Source organism: Bradyrhizobium sp. SPXBL-04 (genome assembly GCF_051853035.1).
GTDB lineage: Bacteria > Pseudomonadota > Alphaproteobacteria > Rhizobiales > Xanthobacteraceae > Bradyrhizobium > Bradyrhizobium zhanjiangense.
This window is the reverse complement of sequence record NZ_CP182472.1, coordinates 1,478,887-1,503,860: the sequence shown is the minus strand read 5'-3', so window position 1 is coordinate 1,503,860 and position 24,974 is coordinate 1,478,887. Positions and strand designations below refer to the sequence as shown.

The following is a 24,974-nucleotide window of genomic DNA, read 5'->3' as shown; positions in this document are numbered from 1 at the left end:
TCCGCAACGCGCGCCGTGACGAGGCGAATAATCCACGTCACGGCAGACAGATCGGCGACGATCAGGCCGCCCGCACGCCCGCAACGAAGGCGCCGACCTCGTCTTCGAGCGATTGCAGCTTCTGCGTCAGCCGGCCGCTCGATTGCAGCACGAGGCCGGCAGCCTGGCCGGTTTCGGCCGTGGCATCGGTGACGCCGGAGATGTTCTGCGAGACCTGATCCGTGCCGGAGGCCGCCTCCTGCACGTTGCGCGCGATCGCCTGGGTCGCGGCGCCCTGCTCCTCGACCGCGGCGGCGATCGACGAGGAGATCTCGTTGACCTCCATGATGGTGGCACGGATGCTCTCGATGTTGCCGACGACCTCGTTGGTCTCGGCCTGGATCGCGGTGATCTGCGCACCGATCTCGTCGGTCGCCTTCGCGGTCTGGCTCGCCAGCGATTTCACTTCGCTCGCGACCACCGCAAAGCCCTTGCCGGCTTCGCCGGCCCGCGCCGCCTCGATGGTGGCGTTGAGCGCGAGCAAATTGGTCTGCGAGGCGATCTGGTTGATGAGATCGATGACCTCGCCGATCTTGTGCGCTGCCGCGGCCAGCCCCTGCACGGTGTCGTTGGTGCGCTGACCGTCGGCGGCGGCCTTGTCCGCCACGCTGGCCGCCTGCGCCACGCGCTGGCTGATTTCGGTGATCGAGGACGACAGCTCGCCGGCGGCGGAGGCGACCGTCTGCACGTTGCTCGAGGCCTGCTGGCAGGCGGTGGCGACGAAGCTTGCGCGGTCGGTCGCCTTGTTCGCGGTCTCCGACATGCCCTGCGCGGCCTGCTGCATCGCGCGCGCCTCGTTGAAGACGTCGCGGACGACGGCCTGAACGCTTGCCTCGAACTTGCCGGCAAGATCGGCCATCGCCCTGCGCTTCTCGTCGTCGGCCTTCTGCTTCAGCTCCTGCTGCTCGGCATGCATCCGGCTGACCGCCGACGCATTGTCCTTGAATACGGCGAGCGCCTTGGCGAGCCCGCCAACCTCGTCGCGGCGATCGGTGTAGGGCACGTCGAACGCGCTATCGCCGGCGGCGAGCCGCTCGGTCAGCGCGGTGATCCTGGCCAGCGGCCGGGTGACGCTTCGCCCGATCAGGAAGGAGGCGCCGAGAACCAGGACCAGCACAGCGAGGCATATATAGCCGAACGTCATCGCATTCTGGCGGAAGACAGCGTCGACGTCGTCGAGATAGATGCCTGTGCCGATGATCCAGCCCCAGGGCGCAAAGCCCTTCACATAGGAGATTTTCCCGACCGGCTGGTCGAAACCGGGCTTCGGCCAGAGGTAGCCGTAGAAGCCCGCGCCCTGCTTGTTGACGACGTCAACGAAGCCCATGAACAGCGCGTTGCCGGCGGGGTCCTTCATCCCGGAGAGGTCCTTGCCGTCGAGTTCGGGCTTGATCGGGTGCATGACCATTTTGGGGGCCATGTCGTTGATCCAGAAATACTCGACCTTGTCGTAGCGCAGGCTCTTGATTTCAGCCATTGCACCGGCCTGAGCCTGCGCGCGCGAGAGTTTTCCTTCGCTCTCGAGCTTCTGGTAGTGCGCCAGGATGCCGTAGCCGACGTCGACCATGTGCTGCGTCTTGGCCTGGCGGTCGGCGATCATCTGCGCGCGCAGGGTCGACAGCGCGATCGGCGCCAGCACGACCATGCCGAGGAGGCTGATGCCGACAATCAGGACCACCTTGAAACTGATGCGGGAGAAAATCATCGGTGCTCGCAAGAATTGGAAGGGCTGATATGTCTGTTTATCCCGTTCCCCTTAGCAAAGCTTTAAGCATTGGATTCCCCAGAGCCCCCTAGAACTGCGTGAGGATGGGGCGCCATTCATCCGGCGGCCACCTGCGGCCTCGATCCCCCGCCGTCGTGGACGTCGCTGGAGAGGGTTGGAATGCGTCGACGCTTCCCTGCATTGGAATAGTTCGAGACAAGGCCGGAGACAGGCTCTTTAGATCTAGAAGACCTCGATATCGCCCCTCCGAGCGTTGACTTGCAGAGGGCTCTGGCAGAACGATCGGCGCAGATCATCAACGCCCACCGTGGCGTGAGCGCAGCCGAAAGCCGGAGCCTCAATGCATCAATCGACATACACCGGGTCCCTCGACCTTCCCTCGCTGGGCGCGGCGGAGCGGCTCTTCATCTGGGGATTTCGGGCCAAGGCACGCAGCGGAGGCGCGGTCCCGACCGCAGCCGATATCAAGCAGGTGTACGACCATTTTCGCGTGGGCGATGCCGTACCCTCGCTGGAATCCATCATCGAGATCTTCGCGTGCACGGCGCATACGGCGATCGAAGTGCACTGCCCCACCTGTCCGCGCATGTCCGACAGCGAGCACGGAATCCTGCGGGCGATTGCCGCGGCCCAGCAGGAACGCATCGACGTCGCACGCGAACAGTTCGAATGCTGGCTGCCGCCGGTCGGGGCCGATTGGGCGCTGGCGCCGGTGTGCGGGCTTGCAACGATCTTCCGCATGGCGGGTCTCATTCTGCCCGACCGGCACGTCCGCTCATTCGAGCATGATCGGACGATGGCCATGAAAAGCTGGTTTGTGGGCAGTCCCACGCTGCACTGATGGGATCGTCGATGATGCAGGACGCGAGCGGCTCCGTGCCAGTCCCGGAGGCGGGCCAATCGCGGCTCTGTCCGCTCCAGGCCGTACTTTCGACGCCACGAAACCTCGAGAGCTACGATCAGTTTTCGCGCGTCGCGCTGTCGTTGTTCCGCTTCATCGGGGCAGCCTATGCGACCGGCGCATCCGATTGCTGGGAAGCAGCCTATCGCTTCGCCGACGAGACTCCTGATATTGCCGACAGCGCATTGCTGGTGGCGCGGGCTGCCGCGCTCGTCAGGATCCTGCGCAGCGACCGGCCATGCGAGCTGTGCTTCATGCCGCCGTCCTGCCGGCGGCTGTCGAAGGACGAGACGGAGCTGATGCGGTTGCTCGCCGTCGCCCGCCGCAAGCAACCGGGCGAGCTCGAGTCCATCGTTTGCCAGTTCGTCGGCTCCGGCAAGGAGGATGCCGCAACACGCGCGGTCAACGCGCTTGCGCTGTGCTGACACTTTGACGGGTTCTAGTCGCATCCGCAGCAGCCTTGCGGTATCAACATCGCCGTGGAGGGGCGGAGCTCGACGCCTTCCATGAAACCTCCAGACGATCCCAGCACCATCACCGCTGGGATCGTCGTTTCTCGCATGTCCACCCAAAGCGCGATGAGATTAGGATGAATCGTCATCGCGCTTTAGGTTGTTGTTTGAGCATGATCTTTCGGAAAACCGCTGCGCACTTTTCCGGGTCATGCTTTAGCCGCCCTTCTTGCCCAGCACGAGGTCGATCGTGTGGGCGGCGATCTTGCGCAATTGCGGCTCGTCGCCGAACGCGCGTTCGAGCACGGCGAGTCCACGCGTCATCGTGACGATGTGTAGGGCTGCGGTGGCGGGGTTGCCACTGAACTCGCCACGTTCGGCGCCGGCCAACAACGTGTCCTGGACCAGAGCAGTGATGCGCGAGACAAGGCTTGCAAAAGCCTGACGCGCCTCTTCATCCAGCCCTTCGCCTTCGGCCGCGCCGAGCTCCATCAAGCCACGCGTGGTCGGACATCCCCGCGGCGGAGAGCCCGAGCGGAAATTGCTGATGGTCAGGTCGAAGAACGCGGTGAGGCTTTTGCGCAATGAGCCCGCGCCGAGCGCCTTTTGCAGGGCGACGAGATAATCGCCCGAATAGCGCTCATAGGCCTGGAGGAACAGCGCCTCCTTGCTGCCGAACGCATTGTAGAGGCTGCCGCGCTGGACGCCGGCGTCACGCGCGATGTCCGACAGCGACGTGCCGCGCACACCCTTGCGCCAGAACTGGTCGAACGCGATGCGCAGGACGTCGTCGTGGTTGAACTCGCGCGGTCTCAAATGGCGATCCTCCTGGACTGCCCGGTCCTGAATGAACCGGCAATATTTGACACGTCGTCAACAATGTGTTTTTTGACACTATGTCAAAAACAGATCGAGGTCGATTGCCAGCTTCGTCCCTGGACCGGCCCGCAAGCAGGTGGTCGCGCCGGAAAGCAAAAAGGGAATCCCGATGCCTCTGCTCCACATCTCGATGCGCGCCGGCAAGCCGGAAGCCTACCGGCAGGCGATCCTCGACGGCCTCTACCGCGCCATGCGCGAGGCGCTGAACGTGCCCGAGGGCGACCAATTCATGACCATCAGTGAGCTCGAGCCCGCGAACTTCCGCTGCGGCAACGCCTACGGCGTCGAGCGCAGCGACGATGCCGTGCTGATCCAGATCACGGTGTTCGCCTCGCGCACCGCCGAGCAGAAGGCGGCACTGTATCGCCGGATCGCGGATGTGCTCGGCGAAAATCCCGGCATCCGCCCCGAGGACGTTTTCGTGAACGTGCTCGATGCGCCCAAAGAGAACTGGTCCGTCGGAAACGGAATCGCGCAGTTTGCGTGAGGCGGCTACAGCTTCAGCTCCCAACGCACGCCTCCATGATCCCATCAAGTTCAGCGCGCGAGAGCACCCCGAGCTCGGCGATGAAGACGATCCGCGTCCGCGGCACGCCCGGCGCCGGCGCATCGGCCGACGCCAGCGTGGCGCGGCCGGCGGCAAACTGAAACACCACGTGGCGGCCGGGCTGCTCGACGCTCTCGAACAGGCCCTTTGCGCGCGCGAGCTTTGGCGCAAGGCGGCTGATGGCCTGCTGCAAGCGGGGCAACGAGATGGGCTGGTCCGATGTCCAGCTCAGCGTCTCGAAGCGCTCTTCCGCCGGCCGTCGCGGCGCCACCTCGCGCGGGGCGGGCGCGCGATCGACATTCGCGGGAAACAGCAACGCGGACGGAAGCTCGCCGTGGGTCGCATCGACCACCACGGCAGGGACGCGCTGGGCGCGGATCGCCTCGCGCATCCGTAGCCCCGCGCCCTCGTTCGCCAGATCCAGCTTGCTCAGCGCCACGATATCGGCGACCCGCAGCTGCGACCGCTGGAGCGCATCCTCCAGGGCCGCCGGCGGCGCCGTCGCATCCAGCACGCAGAGCACGGTTTCGAGCGGCGCTTCGCGCAGGATCACCGGGTCCATGAGATTGCGCACGATGTCGGCGGGATCGGCGACGCCGCTGGTTTCGATGACGATGTAGTCGGGCTTGGGATCACGCCGCAGCAGCGTCGAGAGCGTGCGCAAGAGATCGCCTTCGAGCGAGCAGCAGATGCAGCCATTGGCGAGGCTGACCACGCCGTCGCTGGCGCCCGCGATCAGCTCCGCATCAATATTGATCGCGCCGAAATCGTTGACCACGGCGGCGATGCGTCGCCCCTCCGCATGCGCCAGCAGATGGTTCACGACCGTGGTCTTGCCGGCCCCCAGAAAGCCCGTCACCAGGAGGATGGGGACCGGCATGATCAGCTCCCGACGACGGGTCGGCGCACGGGGCGGCCGGGCCGCGCCGCCACGTCAAGCACGCCGTCACTGATCAGCACCTGGCCGCTGACGATCAGATGCCGCACGCCCTCGGAGGGACGGTTCATCGCCGTGAAGGTCGCGCGGTCCGAGAGTTTCTCGTAATCGAACACGACGATGTCGGCATCGGCGCCCCTATCGAGCCGGCCCTTGGCGCGCATCGCGGGCGTGCTCTGCGACAAAATCTCTGCGGGAATCAGCGCGCATTTGCGCACGCCTTCGAGCAGCGACACGGTCTTGCGCTCGCGCACCCATTCGCGGATGAACTTTGTGAAGCAGCCCGCCGAGCGCGGATGCGAGGTGGCATCATTCGGCAGCGGCCAGGCATCGCCGGTGTAGGTCGAGCCGTCGGGCAGCGTCCACGGCATCGCGTCGGACGCGATCGCACCGCCGGGATAGAGCACCGACATGTCGAGTAGGTCGCGGTGATGCGCGTTGTTCTCGGTGTCAAGGATGTGCCAGAGCACCAGCGAGGACGGCTCTTCGGCCTGCGCCTTGAGCAGCTCCTCGCGGTCGCGGAAGCGATGGCCGTCGGTCACCCGCTGCACCGAATCGTAGCCGGTGCCGTTGCGCTCGATGAATTCGGGATCGCTGAAGAAGGCGGCGGCCAGCACGGTCGAGCCCGTGCCGTAAGGATAAGCCTCGACCGTGATCGGCAGGCCCTGCGCCTGCGCCTTCTCGACCAGCACGCGGCAGCGCTCGATGTCGGTCTTGCTCGACGAATTGAAATGGCAGATGTGCATATGCGCGCCGGTGGCGCCGGCATAGCCGATCAGGCGGATATAGGCTTCCGCCGCGCTCTCAGGGTCGATGCGCGACATGAAGGCGACGTGGGTGAAGGTCGGCACGTCCTTTGCGGCGGCGAGCTGGCAGACCGCGGTGAGCTCCTGCACGCCGGCGCCCGGAGCGTAGGCGTTCAAAATGCCGATGCCGATGCCGCCTTCATTGAGGCCACGCGAAAGGCGCTCGAGGATGCCGGCGACCTCCGCATCGGTCGCGACGTTCTCGATCCAGCGGCGGTCGCGCATGGCATTGCCGAACGCTTCCAGCGAACTCTCCGCATTGGAGCCCGTCATCGCGCCGATGCGCGCAAACGCCCAGTTGGCGGCGGCGCCGTAGTTCAGCACCCGTCCCTTCCTGGCCTGGCGCTCATACCAGGATGCGACCGGCAGCACCCCGGCCTCGAGATCGAGCGTCGTCGTCACGCCGTCGAACGCCTGCATGCGGTCGGCCGGGAGCGACTGGCCATGCGCGTGCAGATCGATAAAGCCGGGCGCGACCACAAGGCCGGTGGCGTCGATCGCCCGCTCGGCGCCGCCGAGCGAGGAGCCGACTGCGGCGATCTTGCCGTCCACCACCGCCACATCGCCGATGGCGTCCATTCCGCTGGCGGGATCCACCACCCGGCCGCCAGAGATCACCAAGCCGCTCATATCAAAACTCCTCCGCGCTGATATCGCATCAAGGCAGATTCCGGGGGCAACGACCACCTCCACTGCGGCCGATGCATCATGCTCACACGGAAGATCATTTGGCAGGCAGACCGCAGACGCGCGTTCGCAGCCTCGCGGCATGTTTTGCCCGAGCTGTGCTCTTCTCTTCGCACCCTAAGAAAGGGCGCAGGGAAGGCCGGGCGCCGGCTGGCACCCATAAGACCCCTGCGCTGAACGAATGCACACGCAATGCACAGGGGAGACACAGGGCAGCCGAAACCAGGCCTTCCCTGCGCGATGGTTTGACGGCCTATGCCGCGCTCTCCCGGGAGCCGAGTTCCTTCTGGCCTCCCTCACCTCCGCGAAATGCACGGCAGCGCGCCGGTTGGCGCGATGACGCCTTCGCAAAGGCTTGACCGTAGCAACGACGGCCAGGACCACACGTCTATATTTTGGCATTCGGTGAAACACGCCGAAACTACAAAAACCCTTTTTCACTCGGACGACGGAATTAGTCGCAGCGGCGCTCCCTGCGCGTAACCATGCGGCCATCACGTTCGACCGTGACAGTCTCTGTGCGGCAGCGCTGTCTTGGGCCGACGGTAACGCCTCCTGGACCGACGCCAACTGTGGTGTCGCGGTCGTACCGGTCACGGTCCCTGTAATCACGGTCCCTGTAGTAGCGGTCCTCGCGGTCCCGTCCGATCTGAACATCAACGCCTTGGGCCATCTTGAAGCCTTGGGCGTTGGCCGGAACGGCAAGCGGAGTAGTTGTCAGCGCGGCTGCGGATGCCGCCAAGGCAAGAGCGATCTTCAACATGTGGAAGTCCCTCATTGTGGTTGGACCGGTGTAACGGGAGCCAACACTGACCGTTCCACGCCGTAAGGGTTGGCGGCTCGCATGGACGTGAGAACCGCCCGGTCGCCGTCATTAAGTCGCCGCTCTTCGGCGACCGGAAGATTTCCTCGTGGCCCGTGGCAATCCTTGATGACTATCCGCGACGGCGGCGGCCAACGTCCGGTTGAGGAACTTTCTATTTTCTCGGGCGATGTGGCGCTCGGGTGACAGACACTTCGGCGAACAATGATAGGTTGCATCCGCTGATTTGGCGGCTCGCCCATACACCAAAGCGCCGCAGCCGGTGGTAGCACCGATCTACGACTGGAGTGGCTTCTACATCGGCATCAATGGTGGTGGCGGCTCCGCCCATAAGTGCTGGGATCTGATCAATGTCGGTGGCGTGCCCATTGCTCCGCCCGTTTCCTTGGGGTGCCACGATGCAACCGGTGGCACGGTCGGCGGTCAGATCGGCTACCGCTGGCAGACGGCGGGCTGGGTGTTCGGGGTGGAGGCGCAGGGCAACTGGGCTGATTTCAAGGGGTCCAACGCCAACCTCGCCGCCCCGGACATCCAGAATGAAACCAAGATCGATGCGTTCGGCCTGTTCACAGGTCAAGTTGGCTATGCCTGGAATAACGTGCTGCTCTATGTGAAAGGCGGTGCAGCGGTCGTCAGCGACAAATACAGAGCTTTCGATATTCCGACCGGGCTGACTATCGTCAGCGGAAGCGAAACCCGCTGGGGTGGTGCGGTGGGGGCCGGCCTCGAATTTAGCTTCGCCCCGAACTGGTCCGTCGGCGTTGAATACGACCACCTGTTTATGGGCGATAGAGACGTGAACTTCGTGGACGCTGCGGGCGCTGTTGCTGCAACCGCCCGTATTGGTCAGGACGTCGACATCGGTTTGGTCCGTGTGAACTACCGCTGGGGCGGCCCGGTCGTCGCGAAATACTGACTTGCGTTACAAACACAAGCCATCGGTCGCCCATGCCGACGCTAGCCGGAGACATGCGGCCCGGTTCTCGCTGAGAACGATGACCGGCCGCTGTTGCCCGGCATGCGGACCGAGTTCAAGGGCGATCGGGGTACCAAGTCCAAGCCAATCCCCGGACCACACTTGGTCTACGGGTTCTTAACCACAAATGCCAATGCCGTGGTCGCGCAAAGCCATTCCGGTCATACTGACCACCGACGAGGAGCGCGATGTTTGGATGCGCGCGCCATGGGACGAGGCGAAGGCATTGCAGCGCCCATTGCCGGACGATGCGCTCGGGATCGTATTGCGGGGGCCGGACAAGGAAGATCGCACGACGGCGTAGATGGGTTAGCCCTGACACTGGAAGAACTGGCAAAGATAGCTCGGAAGCTTTCGCCGATTGCATTATCGATGGATGACCAATCCCGAGCTTGCGCTGCGTTGGCAGCATAGAGGCCCGCCGCTACGTCGAGGACCTATACCACTCACTCCTCCGCCATAGAGTGGAGGAAGCCGAGCACTGGCCTCCCGATGTTACGGCGAATGGTCAAAATCGTGTCGCTGCTCCTTGCGGGCTGATCGAGGTGGCCGCCTCTGCTGACCTGATCGGCCAAGCCAGCATCATCGATGGCGACGCGATAGAACTCTACGGCACCCGCATCCGCCTTTGGGGCATCGACGCGCTAGAGAGCAGCCAGCGTAGCCGGGGGTCATGATTGCCGCACGCAAGCGCCGCGCCCTTGCGCCGCCTACCAAGCCCCGAGAGCCATCAAAAAGATAATGGTGAGGGACGAGCCGCAAAGCGACTATGACAGTATAACATTCGGGCGTGTTCATTGTTGCCTCCCGAGCCATCGCCGCTCGATACTTATTGCGGCATCGAGAAACTGATTTCGTGCTGCGTGTCTGTCCTGCCAAGACTGCCCTGATCAGCACGATCATAATCGGCTTCTAGGCTTTCAGGATTTTGTCCCGCAATCAGAAGCTGTTTCCGCATTTCAGCGAGGCGGGCGCGGCAGTATTCGCGGTAGAGCAAGTCGAATATGGCGGGCATGGAGGCCCCCACCGTTTGAGTATCGCTATGAGATATTCCACACGGATTTTCGGATAATCTAAGCCCCAGCGATGCTGTCCGATGTGAGCCCATCCACAGGCTGCGCCAATCTCAAAGAAAATGATCGGCTGACGTGCTTGTCGGTGCAAAACGGAACAGGGCTAGTTACCTAAAATCGAGTATAGCAGGCTTCTGTTTCAGCAAAACTTCGTCAAACAACTCAAGATCGCTGCTGCGCGAATAAAAATCCAACTACAGCGCGAAATGATTTACCACTGGATGCAAGCACCGTTGGCTGCAACGCCGCCCGTTAGCCACCGGACCGAAGCAAGAATGGATCGACCGAGGCAGCTAGTCGGTCTGCCACTTGCATGTTCGGCGTGGACTGCTTTTCGGTAGGCAGCGAGCGGAGAGAACTGGCGGCCAGCCCGGTACAAGCGACAAGAGCAGCTATTGCTACCGCAGCGAGATATTCGGTTCTCATCGTGTCCCTCCCTTCATAGCCAGGAATTAACCGGGCGCTCTTAGAAATGGTTCCGGGTGCTGTTCGTTTCCTCGATCCCAAAGGAACGAAAGCCCCTGTCAATGCTTTGGCAGAACACGAGGCCGTCGCTCGCCGGTCCTAACACGGCGCAGATCGCGGGATAGCCAAAGGTCGCGGCCACCGACCCGCAATGCTCAATGCAAGCGCTCGCGTAGATAGCCAAAAGCGGCGGTCTCCGGTTCCACCAGTAGAGGGCAGCCGTGCTCGCAGGCGGAGAAGCTGCGAAAAAGGGGTAGGCACGGAGGTCCGTTGTGCCCCGCCGCATCGACATAGACCATAAACACAGCCGAGCAATTGCTAAAGAAATCGGCGAGAAATTGCGCGCGACGCTAAAGCCTGAGCCGGACCAACCGGAGAGGTTCAAAGCGCAGATCGAACGGCTGCGGAAATTGGATGAGCGCTCACCGTCAATCGTCCCGGTACCGAGCATGGGAACAAATCTCGCCGTTGAACCGTCTGCGAGGTTCCAAACAATTCGATAAGGAACACCTCCGGTGCACTGCTTTGGGCTTTGAAAAAATACGGAATGCCGAGCCATGCCACGTTACTTTTTCGATTTGCGCGACGAAAACGAACTGATCCCCGATGAGGAGGGATTGGAACTTTCTGGCTTCCCCGCCGTACAAGCGGAGGCGGCGAAGTCACTTGCCGATATGGCGAGAGATGCGGTGCACACCTCCCGCCTTCCGGCCCCCGGCAAGCGCCACATGGCGATCGAGGTTCGGGATGGCTCCAGTCCTGTGTTGCAGGTGAAGTTCACCCTTGAGGTCGAGCCGCTATAGCAGTGAGGCCGCGTAAACGGGCTTTATCGGAGAATTCAAGGATGTGTAGGCTACGCGCCCTCAAGCGTGATCAGCATATCGAGATCACTCGTGCTCTCTTTGCGTAATTTTATGAGTGGCTGATACTCTGGCGAGTTGTACCACGCGTCGAGCGATTGCTTGTCGGGGAACTCGATGATGACCACGCGGTCTGGCTCCCAGTGACCGCCTTCGGGGAATTGATGCGCGCCGCCCTTGGTCAGATACTGCCCGCCATATTTTTCGATCATCGGCCCGACCTTGACCCGGTACTCCTCGAATACGGCGGGCTCGGTGATGAGGTGCTCAGCGATCACGTAAGCCTTCGGCATGGCCGCTCTCCGGCATCGTCTCCGGCCAGAAGCGTATCACGGATCGGGGTTCTATCCCAAAGTGGAGAGCCGCGATCTCCGGCGGATGCGGACCATTCAGAACATCCCGATCAAAATAAAAAGGCCGATCTCGACCATGAAGGTAACGGCCATGATTGCGACCGTGAGAAACACATCACCTACCGGGAGAGGGGTCATGGCGCGCCTCGCACGTTGCGAAGCCCCGAAGCCCAATAGCCAACCCCCCGATGTCGGGAATGTTTCGGTTCCAAGCGGTCTTAGGCCGAGATGCGCCTAGCGCATTTCGAGTTCGCTGATCGCCTGCGCTGAAATCAGTGCAGGATCTTTGATCCCTGTTTGGGCGATCTTGATGATTGTCTTCGCCACCAATTCCGTGAGCGGATCGTCGCGATCCTTAACGCAGAGGGCACGTAACGTTTGTTCGTAAGCCTTTGTAATACAGGCAATCTCTTTCGGTGCCATACCGTGGGTTTGCAAATGTAGGTAGATAGCCATGTCTGCCCTCCAGCACGCCTCCGACGTCGCATAATACCATGGAACCGGAGCTTATCGACGCCCGCCGGACGTCGAGCCGAGCGGCGCGATCAAAGCACGTTCTCAGTAATTCTACTGATAATAGAACAAATCTAGCACCCTACTTGCGCGGGTCCTGTGAGCGTCAAAAAAGAGGCGCGGGGACGCGCGACCGCCCCCCTCGCGGATATTTCGCCCGGGCGATTTTGCAGTTTGATTACGTGGGAGCGCCGCCTGTGCGCTGTCGGCGGGGGCCTATCGAGGGACGCGCAGGCTTGCGTAAAGCCCGGTAAACGGCTCCTACCCCATTTACCGGGGCAAACAACAAGTGGCGGTCGCTTCGGTACGAGAAATCTCGACGACCTCGCCGATCAGCTCGCGAGGTGACTGCACACTCATGAGGTCGGGTCAGTGGACCGTAGCGGACTTGATGTGCTCAGCCTGAGTTCTTCGTATTTTGACCCTGAACGGACGTTGGGTCGCAGCGTGTGCCCTCGTCAGAGTGCGACTGTTTCCTCGACAACATGTTTCAGCGGCGTCCCCTCAGCGGACAGGGTCATTCGAAGTTTGAGCTCGCCACCTTTCACCACCCCGCTACGCACTAGGTTCTCGATTTCACGCTGCGATGTAACTCCGACATGCTTCAGAAACTTACGGATAGCCATATTGAAGCGGTCTTCATCGAACTCGGCGGTCATGGCTTTTCTCCCTGATCGGCTGGACAAAGTCTAACACATTGGCGATCCCGTGTTTACAGCCCCCAAGTCCCGGACTAGGGATCAATGATCGCGACGTTCATCGGCGGCTTGCTTCTGGGCATCGTGCCGAGTTCAAGGTTTGACGACACGAGTAAGCCGCCTCGCTTCGCGGCGTCGCTCGTCAGAATGTCGCCTGTTGCCCGAAGCGGAAGTTGCGGAATGTCTGCTCTTGCGCCGCTGTTGGACCTTAGGCGGACACAGCACGCTCTTGCGAGGCGCTGCACTCGACAGATGCGCGGCGGACAGGAGCCTATCCACCGCGCCGAACGCGCCGCGTGCCGTGCTCGACGCGACCGGCGGCGCATCGCGGAAACCTAGCCCTCATCCTTGCTCGGGGATCAGTGTCACCCCGAGCAGCGCCTCGGGAGCGAGATCCAGGCGGAGTGAGATCGGCCCGCCGTCGGTGGCTTGCTGCCAACATAGCTCGGCTTCCTCGCGCTCGATGCTCAGACGATCGGCGAGGATTTCCGCCTCCGCATGGCGGCGCTGATCGGCGTCCAAGGCATTGGCGTCGTCGGCCGTCGTGTCGATCTCGGCGTCCAGCCTGCGGATCAACTCGTCCTGATGCAGCCACGCGAGCAACGCGAGCGTGTCCGGAATTTCGGAAAACGCGATCGCCTCAGGCGCAACGTTGAGAACCCGAGCCGGGATGCTTCGCGTCGCGAACGCGACCGGCTCGCCGTGATCGACAAGGTGATGCGCGAGCGGCCGACCGGCTTCCGCCATCGACGCAATCTGTGCCCGCATGCGCTCTCGCGCGAGCGCGCTCGGCCACGGCGCGGCACGGACCCGATCGAGATCGGCTTGCAGTTCCCGCCCACGACGCCGAAGGCGCTCGACGGCATCGGCGATGCTCTCGCCCTTTTTCAGTTGCGGCGGCTCGACCGGATACATCGCGATCTTCATGCTGGCGGACGCGGTCTTGATCCAAGTCTCCGCCGCGTTGACTAGAGCCGCGAGGACACGCCGCCGCGCGCCGTGCTGCTCCTCCAACCGCTTGAGCCGCGCAAGCTCGGCGTCCTGCTTCGTCAGCGCCGCCCGTTCGACGATGACGAGCGGATCGTCGTCACCCAAGTTGTGGCCGGGCTCGGTGAGGCCCTTGCCCACGCCGCGCGCCGCGCGCAGTTGGGAGATGCGATTGCGGCGGTGCTGGACCTCCGTATGCATTTCTTGCCACCGCTCGAAAGCGGTGCGCGCGAGGATAGCCGCCTCGTCCTGTTCTTGCCGCAGCCTATGAAAAAAACTCGGGCAAGAGGCGCTGAGGCTTGGCGATCTCCGCCCCCCAACCGCTGACGCCGGCTCATCATCTCGACCAGTTCTCCTGCGGCAAGCCATCCCTTGACCGATGGCTCAAAACGCGGGCGCTATCCAACCAGGAGAAAGGCTTTACCGCCGTCATGGTGGTCCACGAGATGAATCGGGTGGTCGGCTACTACGGCCTAGCGCCGACGGCAATCATCCCCTCGTCTCTGCCGCGGTCGATACGGACGGGGCAGCCGCCCGACCACGTGCCCTGCCTGCTGCTGGGACAGCTTGCGACCGATGAGAATTGGATCGGCAAGGGAATTGGCACCGGCTTGGTCAAGCATGCGCTCCAGCGATGCATCACGGCCGCAGGCCTGATTGCAGGACGCGCGCTGATCGTCAACGCGGTCGATGCCGACGCTGCTGCGTTCTGGACACGGCGAGGATTCGTTGCCTCAAAGGACGATGTGCTCGTTCTCTTCAGATCCATCGCCGACATTGCGGCATCGCTTCGCTAGAAGAGCCAAGAGGCCATCGCGCCGAGAACGGGGAAGTGCGGGTCAGTCAGCAGCGCAGAGACAGAACTCGTTCGGACACCATGTCTACGCAACCGCGACGCTACTCCGCCGTCTTCTTGCCCCCATTGTCATTCAGGGAGCTAGGCGGGGCGGCGTTACGGTGGGCAAAGTTCCCAAAGGTTCCGTGTGATCGTCCGACGTCTTCTGCAACGCGACTCCGGTCGTTCTGTTTCGCGCCGCGCTCTCCTCGGCGGACTTGTATCGGCAGGGAGTGCCCTCGCGCTCGGCGGATGCGCCGGCTTGGGTGCGACCGGCGCGCGCTTCGACGCGTCGTCTCTTTCCGTTGACCCCACATTGCTTGTCACCACCACGCGCAAGCCCGTGAACGGCGGTCGCGCGAAACCTTGGTTCGGGCCGGAGCGCGCGACGAGCATGACGGTCGCGCGGGCGAAGTTGGTGGCCCCGGACGAGAGCCGACTTTCTCTCGCCTCGGTTGGACTTGACGATTGGCGTCTTGATCGGATCGAACCGGTGTCGGCCGACGCCGGCGATCTCGCTGCGCAGGCCGGCGCAGGGGACGTGCTGATCTATGTGCACGGCTTCAAGCAGACATTCGAGACGGCGGTGCTGGATGCCGCCCATCTCTCCGATGGGATCAAGTTCCGCGGCCGGACCATGGTGTTCTCCTGGCCCTCCAAGGCCGGACTGTTCGACTATGCCTATGACCGCGACAGCGCGATGTGGTCCCGCGACGCTTTCGAACGCGTGCTTTCCGCGCTCGTATCGAATCCAACCGGCGGCCGCGTGCACATCGTTGCGCACAGCATGGGAACCATGCTGACGCTCGAAAGCCTGCGTCAGCTCTATGCCCGATATGGCGACACCGTCACGAGCAAGATCGGCGCGGTGGTGTTTGCCTCGCCTGATATCGACATGGACGTGTTCTCGTCGTCGATCCAGCGCATCGGTCCGCTGACCGGCAAGATCACCGTGATTGCCTCGACCAACGATCGCGCGCTGGCGCTGTCGGGACGGATCGCAGGCGGAATGACCAGGGTCGGCGCCGCCGAGAAGGCTGCCATCGCGCGGCTCGGCGTGCGCGTGGTCGATGCCTCCCAGGAAGGCTGGGGCATCATCAATCACGATCTGTTTCTGTCGAATGCGGAAGTGCAGCGGGTGATCCGCCGCTCGATCGACGGCACGACCGCTTAAGAGAGCGCCTGCGCCGAGCGAAGCGAAAGTTTGCTCCTGCGCATGCATGTTGCGGCTTCAAGCGCCAAAACGGCCGGTCGCGGCAATGATTGAACTCTCTGAGCGCGCCGCTCCCGGGCGCAGGGTCAACGTCACGCTGAATTTCATAACAGTGATAGGCAAAGTCGTAAGCAAGTGTTGGCGCACCCCCGCCGGAAAGAGTCACAAGGTCTGGGGCTACTCGGATTTGGACGACATCGCCAGGGGATGCTGACGGACGCGCTGTATCGAGGGCTCGCCGGACTTGGGCCATGCGGCACTCGCGCCGCCGGATACGATTGTCGGCCGGATGTTGACCGCCAATGCCATGGGTTCACCCGGCGGGCGGAACAATCAATCGGGAATCAGCGGAAGGTTGGCTTCGAGAAATGGCGCGCCACTCAGAACAAAATGCGAACTCCTACATAATTGAAATTGCTGTATAATCCAGACGTAACCGACGGACGGTCAAGGGCGCCGGCTCCTGATTGAAGACGACCTGAGACCGCTTGTTCAGCTAAAGGGGAGGAGTGAAGGGAGGTTCGCATCATGGTTGCCAAGGATTTGAAATTCGCGACCGAAGCGCGTGAACGGATGCTGCGGGGCATTGATACGCTGGCGAATGCCGTCAAGGTCACGCTCGGTCCCAAGGGGCGCAATGTGGTGATCGAAAGATCGTTCGGCGCGCCGCGTATCACCAAGGACGGTATCACCGTCGCCAAGGAGATCGAGCTTGAGGACAGGTTCGAGAACATGGGCGCCCAGATGGTGCGCGAGGTGGCGTCCAGGACCAGCGATGTCGCGGGCGACGGCACCACGACCGCAACCGTGCTCGCAGAAGCCATTGTCAAGGAAGGCGCCAAGTCAGTCGCCGCAGGCATGAATCCGATGGACCTCAAGCGCGGCATCGATCTTGCGGTGGACGCGATCGTGCATGACCTGAAGTCTCATGCCAGGAAGGTGACGGCTAACGAGGAGATCGCTCAGGTCGCCACCATCTCGGCGAATGGCGACGCCGAGATAGGCAAGTTCCTCGCCGACGCCATGAAGAAGGTCGGCAATGAGGGCGTCATTACGGTGGAAGAGGCAAAGAGCCTCAGCACCGAGCTCGAAATCGTCGAAGGCATGCAGTTCGACCGCGGCTACATCTCGCCCTATTTCGCCACCAATGCCGAAAAGATGCGCGTCGAGCTTGAGGACGTCTATCTGCTGATCCACGAGAAGAAGCTGTCTGTACTGCAGACCCTGCTTCCGCTCCTGGAGGCGGTGGCGCAATCGGGCAAGCCGCTTCTGATCGTCGCGGAGGATGTCGAAGGCGAAGCACTCGCAACGCTCCTGGTCAACAAGCTGCGTGGCGGCTTGAAGGTCGCCGCGGTGAAGGCGCCGGGTTTTGGCGATCGCCGCAAGGCGATGCTGGAAGACATTGCGATCCTGACCGGCGGCACCGCGATCTCCGAAGATATCGGCATCAAGCTCGAGAATGTCACGCTCGACATGCTCGGGCGCGCCAAGAAGGTCGTGGTCGATAAGGAGAGCACGACCATCGTCGACGGCGCCGGCGCGAAAAAGGACATTGAAGCGCGCACGACGCAGATCAAGGTGCAGATCGAGGAGACCACCTCTGACTACGACCGCGAGAAACTCCAGGAGCGTTTGGCGAAGCTTGCCGGCGGGGTCGCGGTGATCCGCGTCGGCGGCGCAACCGAGGTCGAGGTCAAGGAGCGCAAGGACCGCGTCGACGACGCGCATCATGCAACGCGCGCAGCGGTCGAGGAAGGCATTCTTCCCGGCGGCGGCGTCGCCCTGCTGCGAGCGCAGAAGGCGCTCAAGGGCATGAGGACGGCCAATGCGGATCAGAAGGCAGGCGTCGAGATCGTGCGTCGCGCGCTTCGGATGCCAGCATGCCAGATCGCGGAGAACGCGGGTGAAGAGGGCTCGCTGGTCGTCAACAAGGTGCTTGAGAACGACAACTACAATTGGGGGTTCAATGCTGCGACCGGCGAATATCAGGACATGGTGAAGGCCGGCGTGATCGACCCCGCCAAGGTCGTGCGTACCGCGTTGCAGGATGCCTCCTCCATCGCCGCGCTCCTGATCACGACGGAAGCGCTGGTCGCCGAAAAGCCGAAGAAGGCCGAGACGCATGCGCCGGGCATGCCGCCAATGGATTTCTGACGGCAACCAGCCGCTCCCTTCCGGGCGCGATCAAGCGTGCATCAGGCTTGCTCTTGCAATACTGCGGCACCGAGTTCGTCGAAACGAAACAACTGAAAGATCCGCTGGCCATTGAAATCGAGGACCCTCAAGTCGTCTGTTTCGTGCAAATCGCTCTCGACCGCGTGGAAATGTCCGCCATAGCGCTCCTTCGCGAGATCAAGCGGCACATCGAAGGCGACAAACTTGCCGATTCCCTTGGCTTTGAGCCTGCCCAGGAACTTCGGATCGTGCAGCGTTCCGTGGGACGTGAGGACCAGCAACGGACCACTGGCCGTCAGCAGCAGAAAGGACCTCATCGATCAACTCCTTGGTCGTTGGTTTCATCAGCACCTATGCCGCGAACAAGGCCGCGGCAACCGTCGTGCTGGTGCGTATCGATGGATACATAAGAGCGAGCTGGCTCGACTGCACGGTTGCGATTGTTCAGAGAAGGGGGCGGCATCGTCTTCGGCACACTCAATCTGCGACCCGACCGCACCTGCGCTTCGGCGAACCGGACGGCAGCAGCCTATCGACAGTGTCGTCGAGAGCTGTACGCCGCGTGTCCTCATCCCAAGAGGGCGCCTTGTTTTCGAAGGCACGTCGGCGATGACCACCAGGCCTTTACCGGGCCTTTCGCGCTATCAGCCAGTCGAAGTTATTGCGGGGGGCATCAGGCTGGCTGCGGTACCGCAACCTGGTCTTGCCAGCAGAACAAAGGCAATGGCGCGCCACTCAGAATAAAACTGCGAACTCCTATGTGATTGAAATACCGACGTAATCCTGCCGCGCGAATTCTCCTCGGGGAAGGGCCGTCGATGGCGCAGTTAATATCCGTGCCAGGATTCGCCGCGCGGTAATACGTTTCACTCCTGCCTTCTGCGCCGCGCCAACTGCGGCTTTGAGGACCGCTGCATTGCAATAAGCGTCACCTCACTGTGCGAGGAGAGAAGAAGCAAGCCTCGCCAAGTCGACTGAAAGGATTTAAACTTGCAATCAGTTCATAACGCCCCGGCGTGGCGTTTAGCCTGAATTGCGCTTCCGCCACGGTATGGGGGAGTGCGGGATGATTGAATTTCTTCAACATGCATTGTTGAGACGGCCTCGCGCTACGAGCGCCGCCAGCGCTCGTCGGCGCGAGAGAACCACGCGCCCCTGTAATTTGGAGGCTACGTGATAACTTCGGAGGCAGCGTATGTCACAAAGTACAGCGGAAGTGTCGGAAGCCGAGATAGCGGTCCACTGGCAGGAAGAAAACTATGTCAACCCGCCAGAGAGATTCGTCGCGCAGGCCAACCTGACAGACAAAACGGTCTTTGATCGGTTCAGTCTCGACAACGTCCCGGACTGCTTCAAGGAGTACGCCGATCTCCTTCATTGGTACCGCCCCTGGGACATCACGCTTGACACGAGCAATCCGCCGTTCTGGCGATGGTTCGTCGGGGGCACGATCAACGCCAGTTACAACTGCATCGATCGCCATCTCCCCAAACATAAGAACAAGACCGCGATCCACTTCGTTCCCGAGCCGGAGCACGAAGCCATCCAGCACGTGACCTATCAGGAGCTCTATGTGCGCGTGAACGAGGTCGCCGCATTGTTGCGAGATGGCTGCGGTCTCAAGAAGGGTGACCGAGTCACACTGCACATGCCCATGGTGCCGGAGCTTCCGATTACGATGCTCGCATGCGCGAGGCTCGGGGTCATTCACTCTCAGGTCTTTAGTGGCTTCAGCGGGAAAGCCACGGCAGATCGCATCGTCGATTCCGAAAGCCGTGTGCTGATCACGATGGACGCCTATTGCCGTGGCGGCCAGCTCCTCGATCACAAGGAGAAAGCCGACGTCGCTGTCAGCGAGGCGGAAAAGGAAGGCGTCAAGGTCGAGAAGGTGCTCGTGTGGCAGAGATACCCGGGCCGATATTCAAGCGCGACGCCATTGGTCAAGGGCCGCGATTTCGTCATGAACGAGATGTTGTCGGCCTATCGGCGGCGTCGGGTCGACCCTGTGGAAATACCTGCGGAAGATCCTCTGTTCCTGATGTACACGAGCGGCACCACCGGGAGGCCGAAGGGATGTCAGCACTCCACCGGTGGATACCTATCCTACGTCGCAGGAACATCGAGATACATTCAAGACATTCATCCGGAGGATGTCTATTGGTGCATGGCCGACATTGGCTGGATCACGGGTCATTCCTACATCGTCTATGGGCCGCTGGCGCTTGCCGCATCGTCGGTGGTGTACGAGGGGCTTCCTACCTATCCCGACGCGGGGCGCCCTTGGCGCATCGCCGAAGAGCTCGACGTCAATATCTTCCACACCTCGCCGACAGCGATACGCGCGCTTCGGCGCGCCGGGCCAGACGAGCCGCTGAAGTACAATCACCACTTCAAACATATGACCACTGTGGGCGAGCCCATCGAACCTGCAGTATGGAAATGGTACTATGAGGTGGTCGGCAAGGGCGAGGCGGCTATTGTTGACACCTGGTGGCAAACGGAGAACGGCGGCTTCCTGTGCAGTACGGTACCGGCTCTCTACCCGATGAAGCCGGGAAGCGCGGGGCCGGGCGTGCCCGGCATTCACCCGATCATCTATGACGAGGGAGGCGCCGAGATTCCACCGCGCTCTGGCCGTGCCGGAAACATCTGCATCCAGAACCCCTGGCCGGGCTCATTTCAGACGATCTGGAAAGACCCCGATCGCTTCGTCCAACAATACTACGCGCGCTACTGCAAGGACCGATCGAGCCGCGACTGGCGCGATTGGCCGTACATGGCCGGCGATGGCGCTCTGCAGGCGGCCGATGGCTACTATCGCATCCTGGGTCGAATCGACGATGTCATCAACGTGGCCGGGCATAGGCTTGGGACCAAGGAGATCGAGTCCGCCAGCCTGCTTGTTGACGAGATCGCCGAGGCGGCCGTGGTTCCTGCCAGGGACGAAATCAAAGGCAAAGTCCCTGATCTCTACGTGTCACTGAAGCCTGGGCTTGCCCCCAGCGAAGACATCCGCAAGCGAGTGGAAGACTCCGTGGTTCGTGAGATAGGGGCAATCGCTCGTCCGCGCCGCGTCGTGATGGTGCCCGATATGCCAAAGACCCGTTCCGGAAAGATCATGCGCCGTGTGCTTGCGGCGATTTCGAACAACGAGGATGCCGGCGACATCTCGACGCTGGCTAATCCCGAGATCGTCGATGAAATTCGAAAGATGGAATCCTAGTCCGCGGTTTTCGCGGCTTGTCCCGCGAAACGCGTCTTACAAAACACGGAGGAGCCATGGGAACCAACGAAGTAGAGGACGAAATAGTGGAATGCATCCGGCCATTGCTGGCGAGGTTCTCCGAGGATGAAAAGGTCGTGCGTCGGCTGGTGGCGACGAACGGAACCTTCGACGCGCTTTGCCACCAATATCGCCGCGTCATTGATCTCCTTAAAGCTTACGAGGCGAAAGCTGATCAAGAGGCGGAAATTGAGTGGCTCAAGAGGCGCCGGGCTGGTCTGGAAGAAGAACTGCTGACGCGCATTGAGGGATATCAGCCGCAGTAGCGCCGATCCTGCGAGGCGTGGAGCGCGCAGCAGTTGCGGACCGAGAGCTGAGTGTCCGGCGGACGACCGGGCCGCTGGCGCGCTTCAGCGCAAGCCAATTGCGGCGCGACGGGACCTGATTGCGGTTGGCTTTGGCGCTCCCTAGGGGAATCGAACCCCTGTTTCAGCCTTGAGAGAATTGCATCGCGCACGTTGGCGAACACTGGCGAACGCTAATAAACACAGTATTTTCAATTGCTTAGTTCGTTCACGTTCGGTACTATGTGTCTCAATTCTCGACCGTCTTTTGAAGAAAACTTGAAGAAATGGAGCACGTCCGTTGGCACGCGCAGCGCGACACTCGTCACTTGAAACGCGAACAGCTCGCGCGCGTTTGCCGGTGCGCCGAACACCCTACTTCGCGAAGATCGCAAAAGGGCTGCGGCTTGGCTACTACCGTGGGGCGGTTGCGGGATCATGGGTCGCAAGCCTTTATCGCGGCGCGAAAGGCTATGACACCAAGGCAATCGGCGCGGCCGACGACACCACTGACGCCGACGGCGCAACCGTCTTTGACTACTGGCAAGCGCAAGTCCAAGCGCGGAGCTGGGCCGAGCAGCAGCGTCTCATCGCGGCCGGTGTCGTTCATACCGGTCCTTACAAGGTTGCAGATGCCGTCAAGGATTATCTGGCCGAGATCGCCGCCGAAAAGAAACCGGCGGCCGTTCAGGGGGCCAAATACGTCTTCGATGCTTGGATCTTGCCTGACCTCGGCTCTCTCGAAATCGACAAGCTGACCACGGAGCGGCTGGTTCGTTGGCGCAACAGGGTGGCAACCGAACCAAAACGAGTGAGGACAAAGCGGACCGCTACTGAACCGGCTACGCGCGAAACTCCTGACGATGATGATGCGCGACGCGCGCGAAAGGCAACTGCCAACCGCATTCTCACGATGTTAAAGGCGGCGCTCAATCGAGCCTTCTTCGCAGATCGCGTCTCATCCGACAGCGCTTGGCGAAAGGTAAAGCCATTCAAGCGGGTCGATGAAGCGGTGGTCCGCTATCTAAACGTCGCCGAAATCCGCCGGCTCGTGAGTGCCTGTCCGGAGGACTTTCGAAAGCTGATCGAAGCGGCCTTGTACACGGGCTGTCGATACGCAGAGCTGACGCGTTTAAAGTACGAAGACTACAACGACGACAGCGGCACATTGTCGGTTCGTCTGAGCAAGGGCAAGAACCGACACGTCGTATTGACGGAAGAGGGAAAATCTGCCTTCCGGCAATGGACACAGGTCCTCCAATCCGGCGAGCGGATCTTCCTGAGAAGTGACGGTAGGGTCTGGGGAACCTCGCACCAGCAGCGGCCGCTCGATGAGGCTAGCCAACGAGCGGCAATCTCACCACCGGTAAATTTTCATATCTTGCGGCATACTCACGCGTCTTATCTTGCCATGGCTGGCGTGCCAATGGCTGTCATCGCTCGACAACTCGGTCATGCTGATACGAGGATGACGGAAAAGCATTACGCTCACCTTGCCCCCAGCTACGTAGCGCAGACCATTCGGGAGAATTTCCCGGTTCTTGAACTTGGGAGCTCAAGACAAGCGGTCCCACTCCACAAGCGAAGCGCCTAACTCAAGCCTGGCGAACATCGAGGATGCTGTCGCGTTTGGTCACCTGCGACCCCTGCGTCCCGAACGTAAGTAGCGGCCGAAAAGATCAACAAAAACAATGAAAGTTGCTCGCGATTGACCACCTTTATCGCCGTTTGTTCCCAGTCGTTTCGGTGGTCAGATCCCGATCTCCTCTCACGCGACCATCTCGCCCTGTCGACCGGTCGGGGGTTCGAGTCACAGCGGGGGTATGTCGACGCCCGAGCATCGCAATTTCCTTGGCACGAGCCACGCCGGCCCGCTGTGCGAGCCGGACTTCGACTTCCTGAGCCAATTTGCTCCGGGCGTTCCAATCATTCTGTATCGGCACGCATGACCCAATCAGTGAGCGTCGAACAGGCAATGCTGGTCGCGAAGTCTGCCTAGCCGCCAGGAGCCCCCAGTCGGCTGCTGGAGCCTGCGACGGGCGTGAAGGCAGGCGGCGTTGGGCTGCTGCTTGGCGCCGGGGCGGCGCGGCAGACTCCGATTGAAGCGGAAAGATTCATATACTCTTCGTATCCTTGGAGCTATCGCCGGCAAACCAGCATTCCTGTGACCTTCAACCGCGCGACTTTTGCGGGCGCTTCATAGTCAGAAGGTTCGTCACATCATGCAGATCATCTGCCGATGCGACGGCAATCGTTAGCCATTTTCCGTCGATGTATGTTTTCGCGTCATCGTAGAGTTTGATCAATTGCGGGTGCCAAACATAGCGCCGCTCCTCAAACATTTCTCGCTCTGCTCTACCCATGACCACCACAGCTGAAACTCGTCGGAATTCCGGCACCAGGTGGCAGAACGCCTTGGTCTTCTTGTAACGCAGGGACCAACCGCGGTTCTTTCCACCGTAGAGCCAATCCGGCGCGAAAACTTCTGGGTAGGATTCATCGATCCAGGTCCGCAGCTTGGCCCAGTATTCGAAGCCATCTGCTCCAATCCATTCGCGAACGGTGCTTTCATCGGGCGATGCTGATTTGTCGGTGATCCTGTCGCCGATTTGCGGAAGCGTACTAATCATCGGAAGACCTCGTGTTGATAGTCCGGCGGAGGGCCGGAGGTTAAACGGGCGTTTGTCAAGGCTAGCAATGGGCCCTCAGAATGCCGCAGGTGCGACTTTGTCCAGAGCACGGAGAGCATTGCGATGCAGTCGGCGCGATCCTCGAGAGCACGGCTGATCAAGCAGCTACGTCTCGAAGCTCTCGCACGACTGTCAAATCGATAGCGTCAATTACCATCTCGCTCGCTAGCGGAGCTTGGCCCTCTTCAATAAATGCGGTGGCCTGCAGCGGAAGGAATTGCAGCGTCTTCAGCCCAATAGAGTTCAGTGCCAGCGTCAGATAGGGCGTGAGAAAATCAGGCTGATTTGCTCGGTCTCCGGTGAACACGCCGCCGGAAGCGACGCCGATAAAAACCGGACGATCCGGAAGCATTCCCACCTTCCCGGCGGGCGTTGACTCCATCGTGCGGCCGACGCGCAGGACCTGGTCGATCCACGCTTTGAGAACCGAAGGGATTGTGAAGTTGTGCATTGGCGTTCCAATGACAATCACATCAGCCGCCTCGACCTCCCGAATGAGCGTTTCGGCAAGGTCCAAAGCGCCCTTCAGCGGTGCCGCCAGTGTGGCCGGCGATGACAGCGTATCCGCGTAGTCAGCCGTGGCATGAGGCAGAGGATCGGCTCCAAGATCACGCCGCCTGATGCTCGCATCCGGCGCAACCTGAAGAAGCTTCCTGACGATCGCCGCCGAAAGCTCACGGCTATGCGATTTCGAGCGAGGACTGCTGTCAATATGGAGGATATTCATGCGAGGGATCCAAATGGCTAGGAAGGTCTTGCATCAACCGCCTCC

General features: G+C 61.5%; 24 protein-coding genes and 1 pseudogene. 12 read left to right on the top strand and 13 right to left on the bottom strand.

Features of this window, described 5'->3' with window-relative positions; translation table 11 throughout:
- Positions 1 to 61 precede the first annotated feature (61 nt).
- Complete coding sequence (locus ACNJX8_RS07100) at positions 62 to 1,744, bottom strand: methyl-accepting chemotaxis protein (RefSeq protein WP_439360042.1); 1,683 nt, start codon at positions 1,742 to 1,744, stop codon at positions 62 to 64.
- Between the two features lie 361 nt (positions 1,745 to 2,105).
- Here ACNJX8_RS07100 and ACNJX8_RS07095 point away from each other — a divergent pair, with 361 nt between their 5' ends.
- Both ACNJX8_RS07095 and ACNJX8_RS07090 read left to right on the top strand, forming a co-directional pair.
- Complete coding sequence (locus ACNJX8_RS07095) at positions 2,106 to 2,606, top strand: hypothetical protein (RefSeq protein ID WP_439360041.1); 501 nt, start codon at positions 2,106 to 2,108, stop codon at positions 2,604 to 2,606.
- Positions 2,607 to 2,617: 11 nt separating this feature from the next.
- Positions 2,618 to 3,091 carry a hypothetical protein gene (locus ACNJX8_RS07090; protein ID WP_439360040.1) on the top strand — a complete coding sequence of 158 codons (474 nt, stop codon included), beginning with the start codon at positions 2,618 to 2,620 and terminating at the stop codon, positions 3,089 to 3,091.
- Positions 3,092 to 3,334: 243 nt separating this feature from the next.
- On the opposite strand, the gene ACNJX8_RS07085 is transcribed toward ACNJX8_RS07090, so the two are convergent.
- On the bottom strand, positions 3,335 to 3,934 hold the full coding sequence (locus ACNJX8_RS07085) for a TetR/AcrR family transcriptional regulator (protein ID WP_128946808.1): 600 nt from the start codon (positions 3,932 to 3,934) through the stop codon (positions 3,335 to 3,337).
- A gap of 172 nt (positions 3,935 to 4,106) precedes the next feature.
- Between ACNJX8_RS07085 and ACNJX8_RS07080 the strand changes: the two genes are divergently transcribed.
- Positions 4,107 to 4,484 carry a tautomerase family protein gene (locus ACNJX8_RS07080; protein ID WP_128931599.1) on the top strand — a complete coding sequence of 126 codons (378 nt, stop codon included), beginning with the start codon at positions 4,107 to 4,109 and terminating at the stop codon, positions 4,482 to 4,484.
- A gap of 13 nt (positions 4,485 to 4,497) precedes the next feature.
- Here ACNJX8_RS07080 and ACNJX8_RS07075 read toward each other — a convergent pair whose 3' ends face one another.
- The 3 genes from ACNJX8_RS07075 to ACNJX8_RS07065 form a co-directional block, all read right to left on the bottom strand.
- Positions 4,498 to 5,424, bottom strand: coding sequence for a CobW family GTP-binding protein (locus ACNJX8_RS07075; RefSeq protein ID WP_439360039.1), 927 nt, complete (start codon positions 5,422 to 5,424; stop codon positions 4,498 to 4,500).
- Positions 5,425 to 5,426: 2 nt separating this feature from the next.
- On the bottom strand, positions 5,427 to 6,917 hold the full coding sequence (locus ACNJX8_RS07070; RefSeq protein WP_439360038.1) for an amidohydrolase family protein: 1,491 nt from the start codon (positions 6,915 to 6,917) through the stop codon (positions 5,427 to 5,429).
- A 511-nt stretch (positions 6,918 to 7,428) separates the two neighbouring features.
- The gene (locus tag ACNJX8_RS07065) at positions 7,429 to 7,737 is read right to left on the bottom strand and encodes a hypothetical protein (RefSeq protein WP_164939691.1); all 309 of its coding nucleotides are present in this window, start codon (positions 7,735 to 7,737) and stop codon (positions 7,429 to 7,431) included.
- Between the two features lie 322 nt (positions 7,738 to 8,059).
- On the opposite strand from ACNJX8_RS07065, the gene ACNJX8_RS07060 reads away from it, so the two are divergent.
- Together ACNJX8_RS07060 and ACNJX8_RS07055 are read left to right on the top strand one after the other, a co-directional pair.
- Entirely contained in the window at positions 8,060 to 8,713 is a 654-nt protein-coding gene (locus ACNJX8_RS07060; RefSeq protein WP_439360037.1) for an outer membrane protein, read from the top strand.
- Between the two features lie 69 nt (positions 8,714 to 8,782).
- Positions 8,783 to 9,077 (top strand): annotated as a pseudogene (locus ACNJX8_RS07055) (SOS response-associated peptidase); the annotation flags it as partial.
- A 525-nt stretch (positions 9,078 to 9,602) separates the two neighbouring features.
- Here ACNJX8_RS07055 and ACNJX8_RS07050 read toward each other — a convergent pair.
- Entirely contained in the window at positions 9,603 to 9,788 is a 186-nt protein-coding gene (locus ACNJX8_RS07050; protein WP_164934995.1) for a hypothetical protein, read from the bottom strand.
- A 1,080-nt stretch (positions 9,789 to 10,868) separates the two neighbouring features.
- Here ACNJX8_RS07050 and ACNJX8_RS07045 point away from each other — a divergent pair.
- Positions 10,869 to 11,114 (top strand): DUF6894 family protein, encoded by a 246-nt coding sequence (locus ACNJX8_RS07045; RefSeq protein WP_128941534.1) that lies wholly within the window; start codon positions 10,869 to 10,871, stop codon positions 11,112 to 11,114.
- A 50-nt stretch (positions 11,115 to 11,164) separates the two neighbouring features.
- On the opposite strand, the gene ACNJX8_RS07040 is transcribed toward ACNJX8_RS07045, so the two are convergent.
- The 4 genes from ACNJX8_RS07040 to ACNJX8_RS07025 form a co-directional block, all read right to left on the bottom strand.
- The gene (locus tag ACNJX8_RS07040; protein WP_128946815.1) at positions 11,165 to 11,464 is read right to left on the bottom strand and encodes a DUF1330 domain-containing protein; all 300 of its coding nucleotides are present in this window, start codon (positions 11,462 to 11,464) and stop codon (positions 11,165 to 11,167) included.
- Positions 11,465 to 11,758: 294 nt separating this feature from the next.
- Entirely contained in the window at positions 11,759 to 11,980 is a 222-nt protein-coding gene (locus ACNJX8_RS07035) for a hypothetical protein (RefSeq protein WP_128946816.1), read from the bottom strand.
- Positions 11,981 to 12,495: 515 nt separating this feature from the next.
- On the bottom strand, positions 12,496 to 12,696 hold the full coding sequence (locus ACNJX8_RS07030) for a DUF6494 family protein (RefSeq protein WP_439360036.1): 201 nt from the start codon (positions 12,694 to 12,696) through the stop codon (positions 12,496 to 12,498).
- 381 nt (positions 12,697 to 13,077) lie between these two features.
- The gene (locus ACNJX8_RS07025; protein WP_439360035.1) at positions 13,078 to 13,923 is read right to left on the bottom strand and encodes a hypothetical protein; all 846 of its coding nucleotides are present in this window, start codon (positions 13,921 to 13,923) and stop codon (positions 13,078 to 13,080) included.
- Between the two features lie 98 nt (positions 13,924 to 14,021).
- On the opposite strand from ACNJX8_RS07025, the gene ACNJX8_RS07020 reads away from it, so the two are divergent.
- The 3 genes from ACNJX8_RS07020 to groL all read left to right on the top strand — a co-directional run bounded on the left by ACNJX8_RS07020 (position 14,022) and on the right by groL (position 17,924).
- Positions 14,022 to 14,519, top strand: a complete 498-nt coding sequence (locus tag ACNJX8_RS07020; protein WP_439360034.1) for a GNAT family N-acetyltransferase — start codon at positions 14,022 to 14,024, stop codon at positions 14,517 to 14,519.
- Between the two features lie 186 nt (positions 14,520 to 14,705).
- On the top strand, positions 14,706 to 15,731 hold the full coding sequence (locus ACNJX8_RS07015; RefSeq protein WP_439360033.1) for an alpha/beta hydrolase: 1,026 nt from the start codon (positions 14,706 to 14,708) through the stop codon (positions 15,729 to 15,731).
- 567 nt (positions 15,732 to 16,298) lie between these two features.
- Complete coding sequence (gene groL / locus ACNJX8_RS07010; protein WP_128931586.1) at positions 16,299 to 17,924, top strand: chaperonin GroEL; 1,626 nt, start codon at positions 16,299 to 16,301, stop codon at positions 17,922 to 17,924.
- Between the two features lie 41 nt (positions 17,925 to 17,965).
- On the opposite strand, the gene ACNJX8_RS07005 is transcribed toward groL, so the two are convergent.
- Complete coding sequence (locus ACNJX8_RS07005) at positions 17,966 to 18,262, bottom strand: hypothetical protein (RefSeq protein ID WP_027575249.1); 297 nt, start codon at positions 18,260 to 18,262, stop codon at positions 17,966 to 17,968.
- Between the two features lie 878 nt (positions 18,263 to 19,140).
- Between ACNJX8_RS07005 and acs the strand changes: the two genes are divergently transcribed.
- From acs to ACNJX8_RS06990, 3 genes are all read left to right on the top strand, one after another.
- Entirely contained in the window at positions 19,141 to 21,168 is a 2,028-nt protein-coding gene (acs, locus tag ACNJX8_RS07000; protein WP_128931585.1) for an acetate--CoA ligase, read from the top strand.
- Positions 21,169 to 21,224: 56 nt separating this feature from the next.
- Positions 21,225 to 21,494: a hypothetical protein gene (locus tag ACNJX8_RS06995; RefSeq protein WP_128931584.1), complete on the top strand. Its 270-nt coding sequence runs from the start codon at positions 21,225 to 21,227 to the stop codon at positions 21,492 to 21,494.
- Positions 21,495 to 21,813: 319 nt separating this feature from the next.
- Positions 21,814 to 23,106: a tyrosine-type recombinase/integrase gene (locus ACNJX8_RS06990; RefSeq protein ID WP_271587727.1), complete on the top strand. Its 1,293-nt coding sequence runs from the start codon at positions 21,814 to 21,816 to the stop codon at positions 23,104 to 23,106.
- Positions 23,107 to 23,683: 577 nt separating this feature from the next.
- Here ACNJX8_RS06990 and ACNJX8_RS06985 read toward each other — a convergent pair.
- Positions 23,684 to 24,142 carry a DUF3788 domain-containing protein gene (locus ACNJX8_RS06985; RefSeq protein WP_439360032.1) on the bottom strand — a complete coding sequence of 153 codons (459 nt, stop codon included), beginning with the start codon at positions 24,140 to 24,142 and terminating at the stop codon, positions 23,684 to 23,686.
- Between the two features lie 157 nt (positions 24,143 to 24,299).
- The gene (locus ACNJX8_RS06980; protein ID WP_439360031.1) at positions 24,300 to 24,929 is read right to left on the bottom strand and encodes an FMN-dependent NADH-azoreductase; all 630 of its coding nucleotides are present in this window, start codon (positions 24,927 to 24,929) and stop codon (positions 24,300 to 24,302) included.
- Positions 24,930 to 24,974 lie beyond the last annotated feature (45 nt).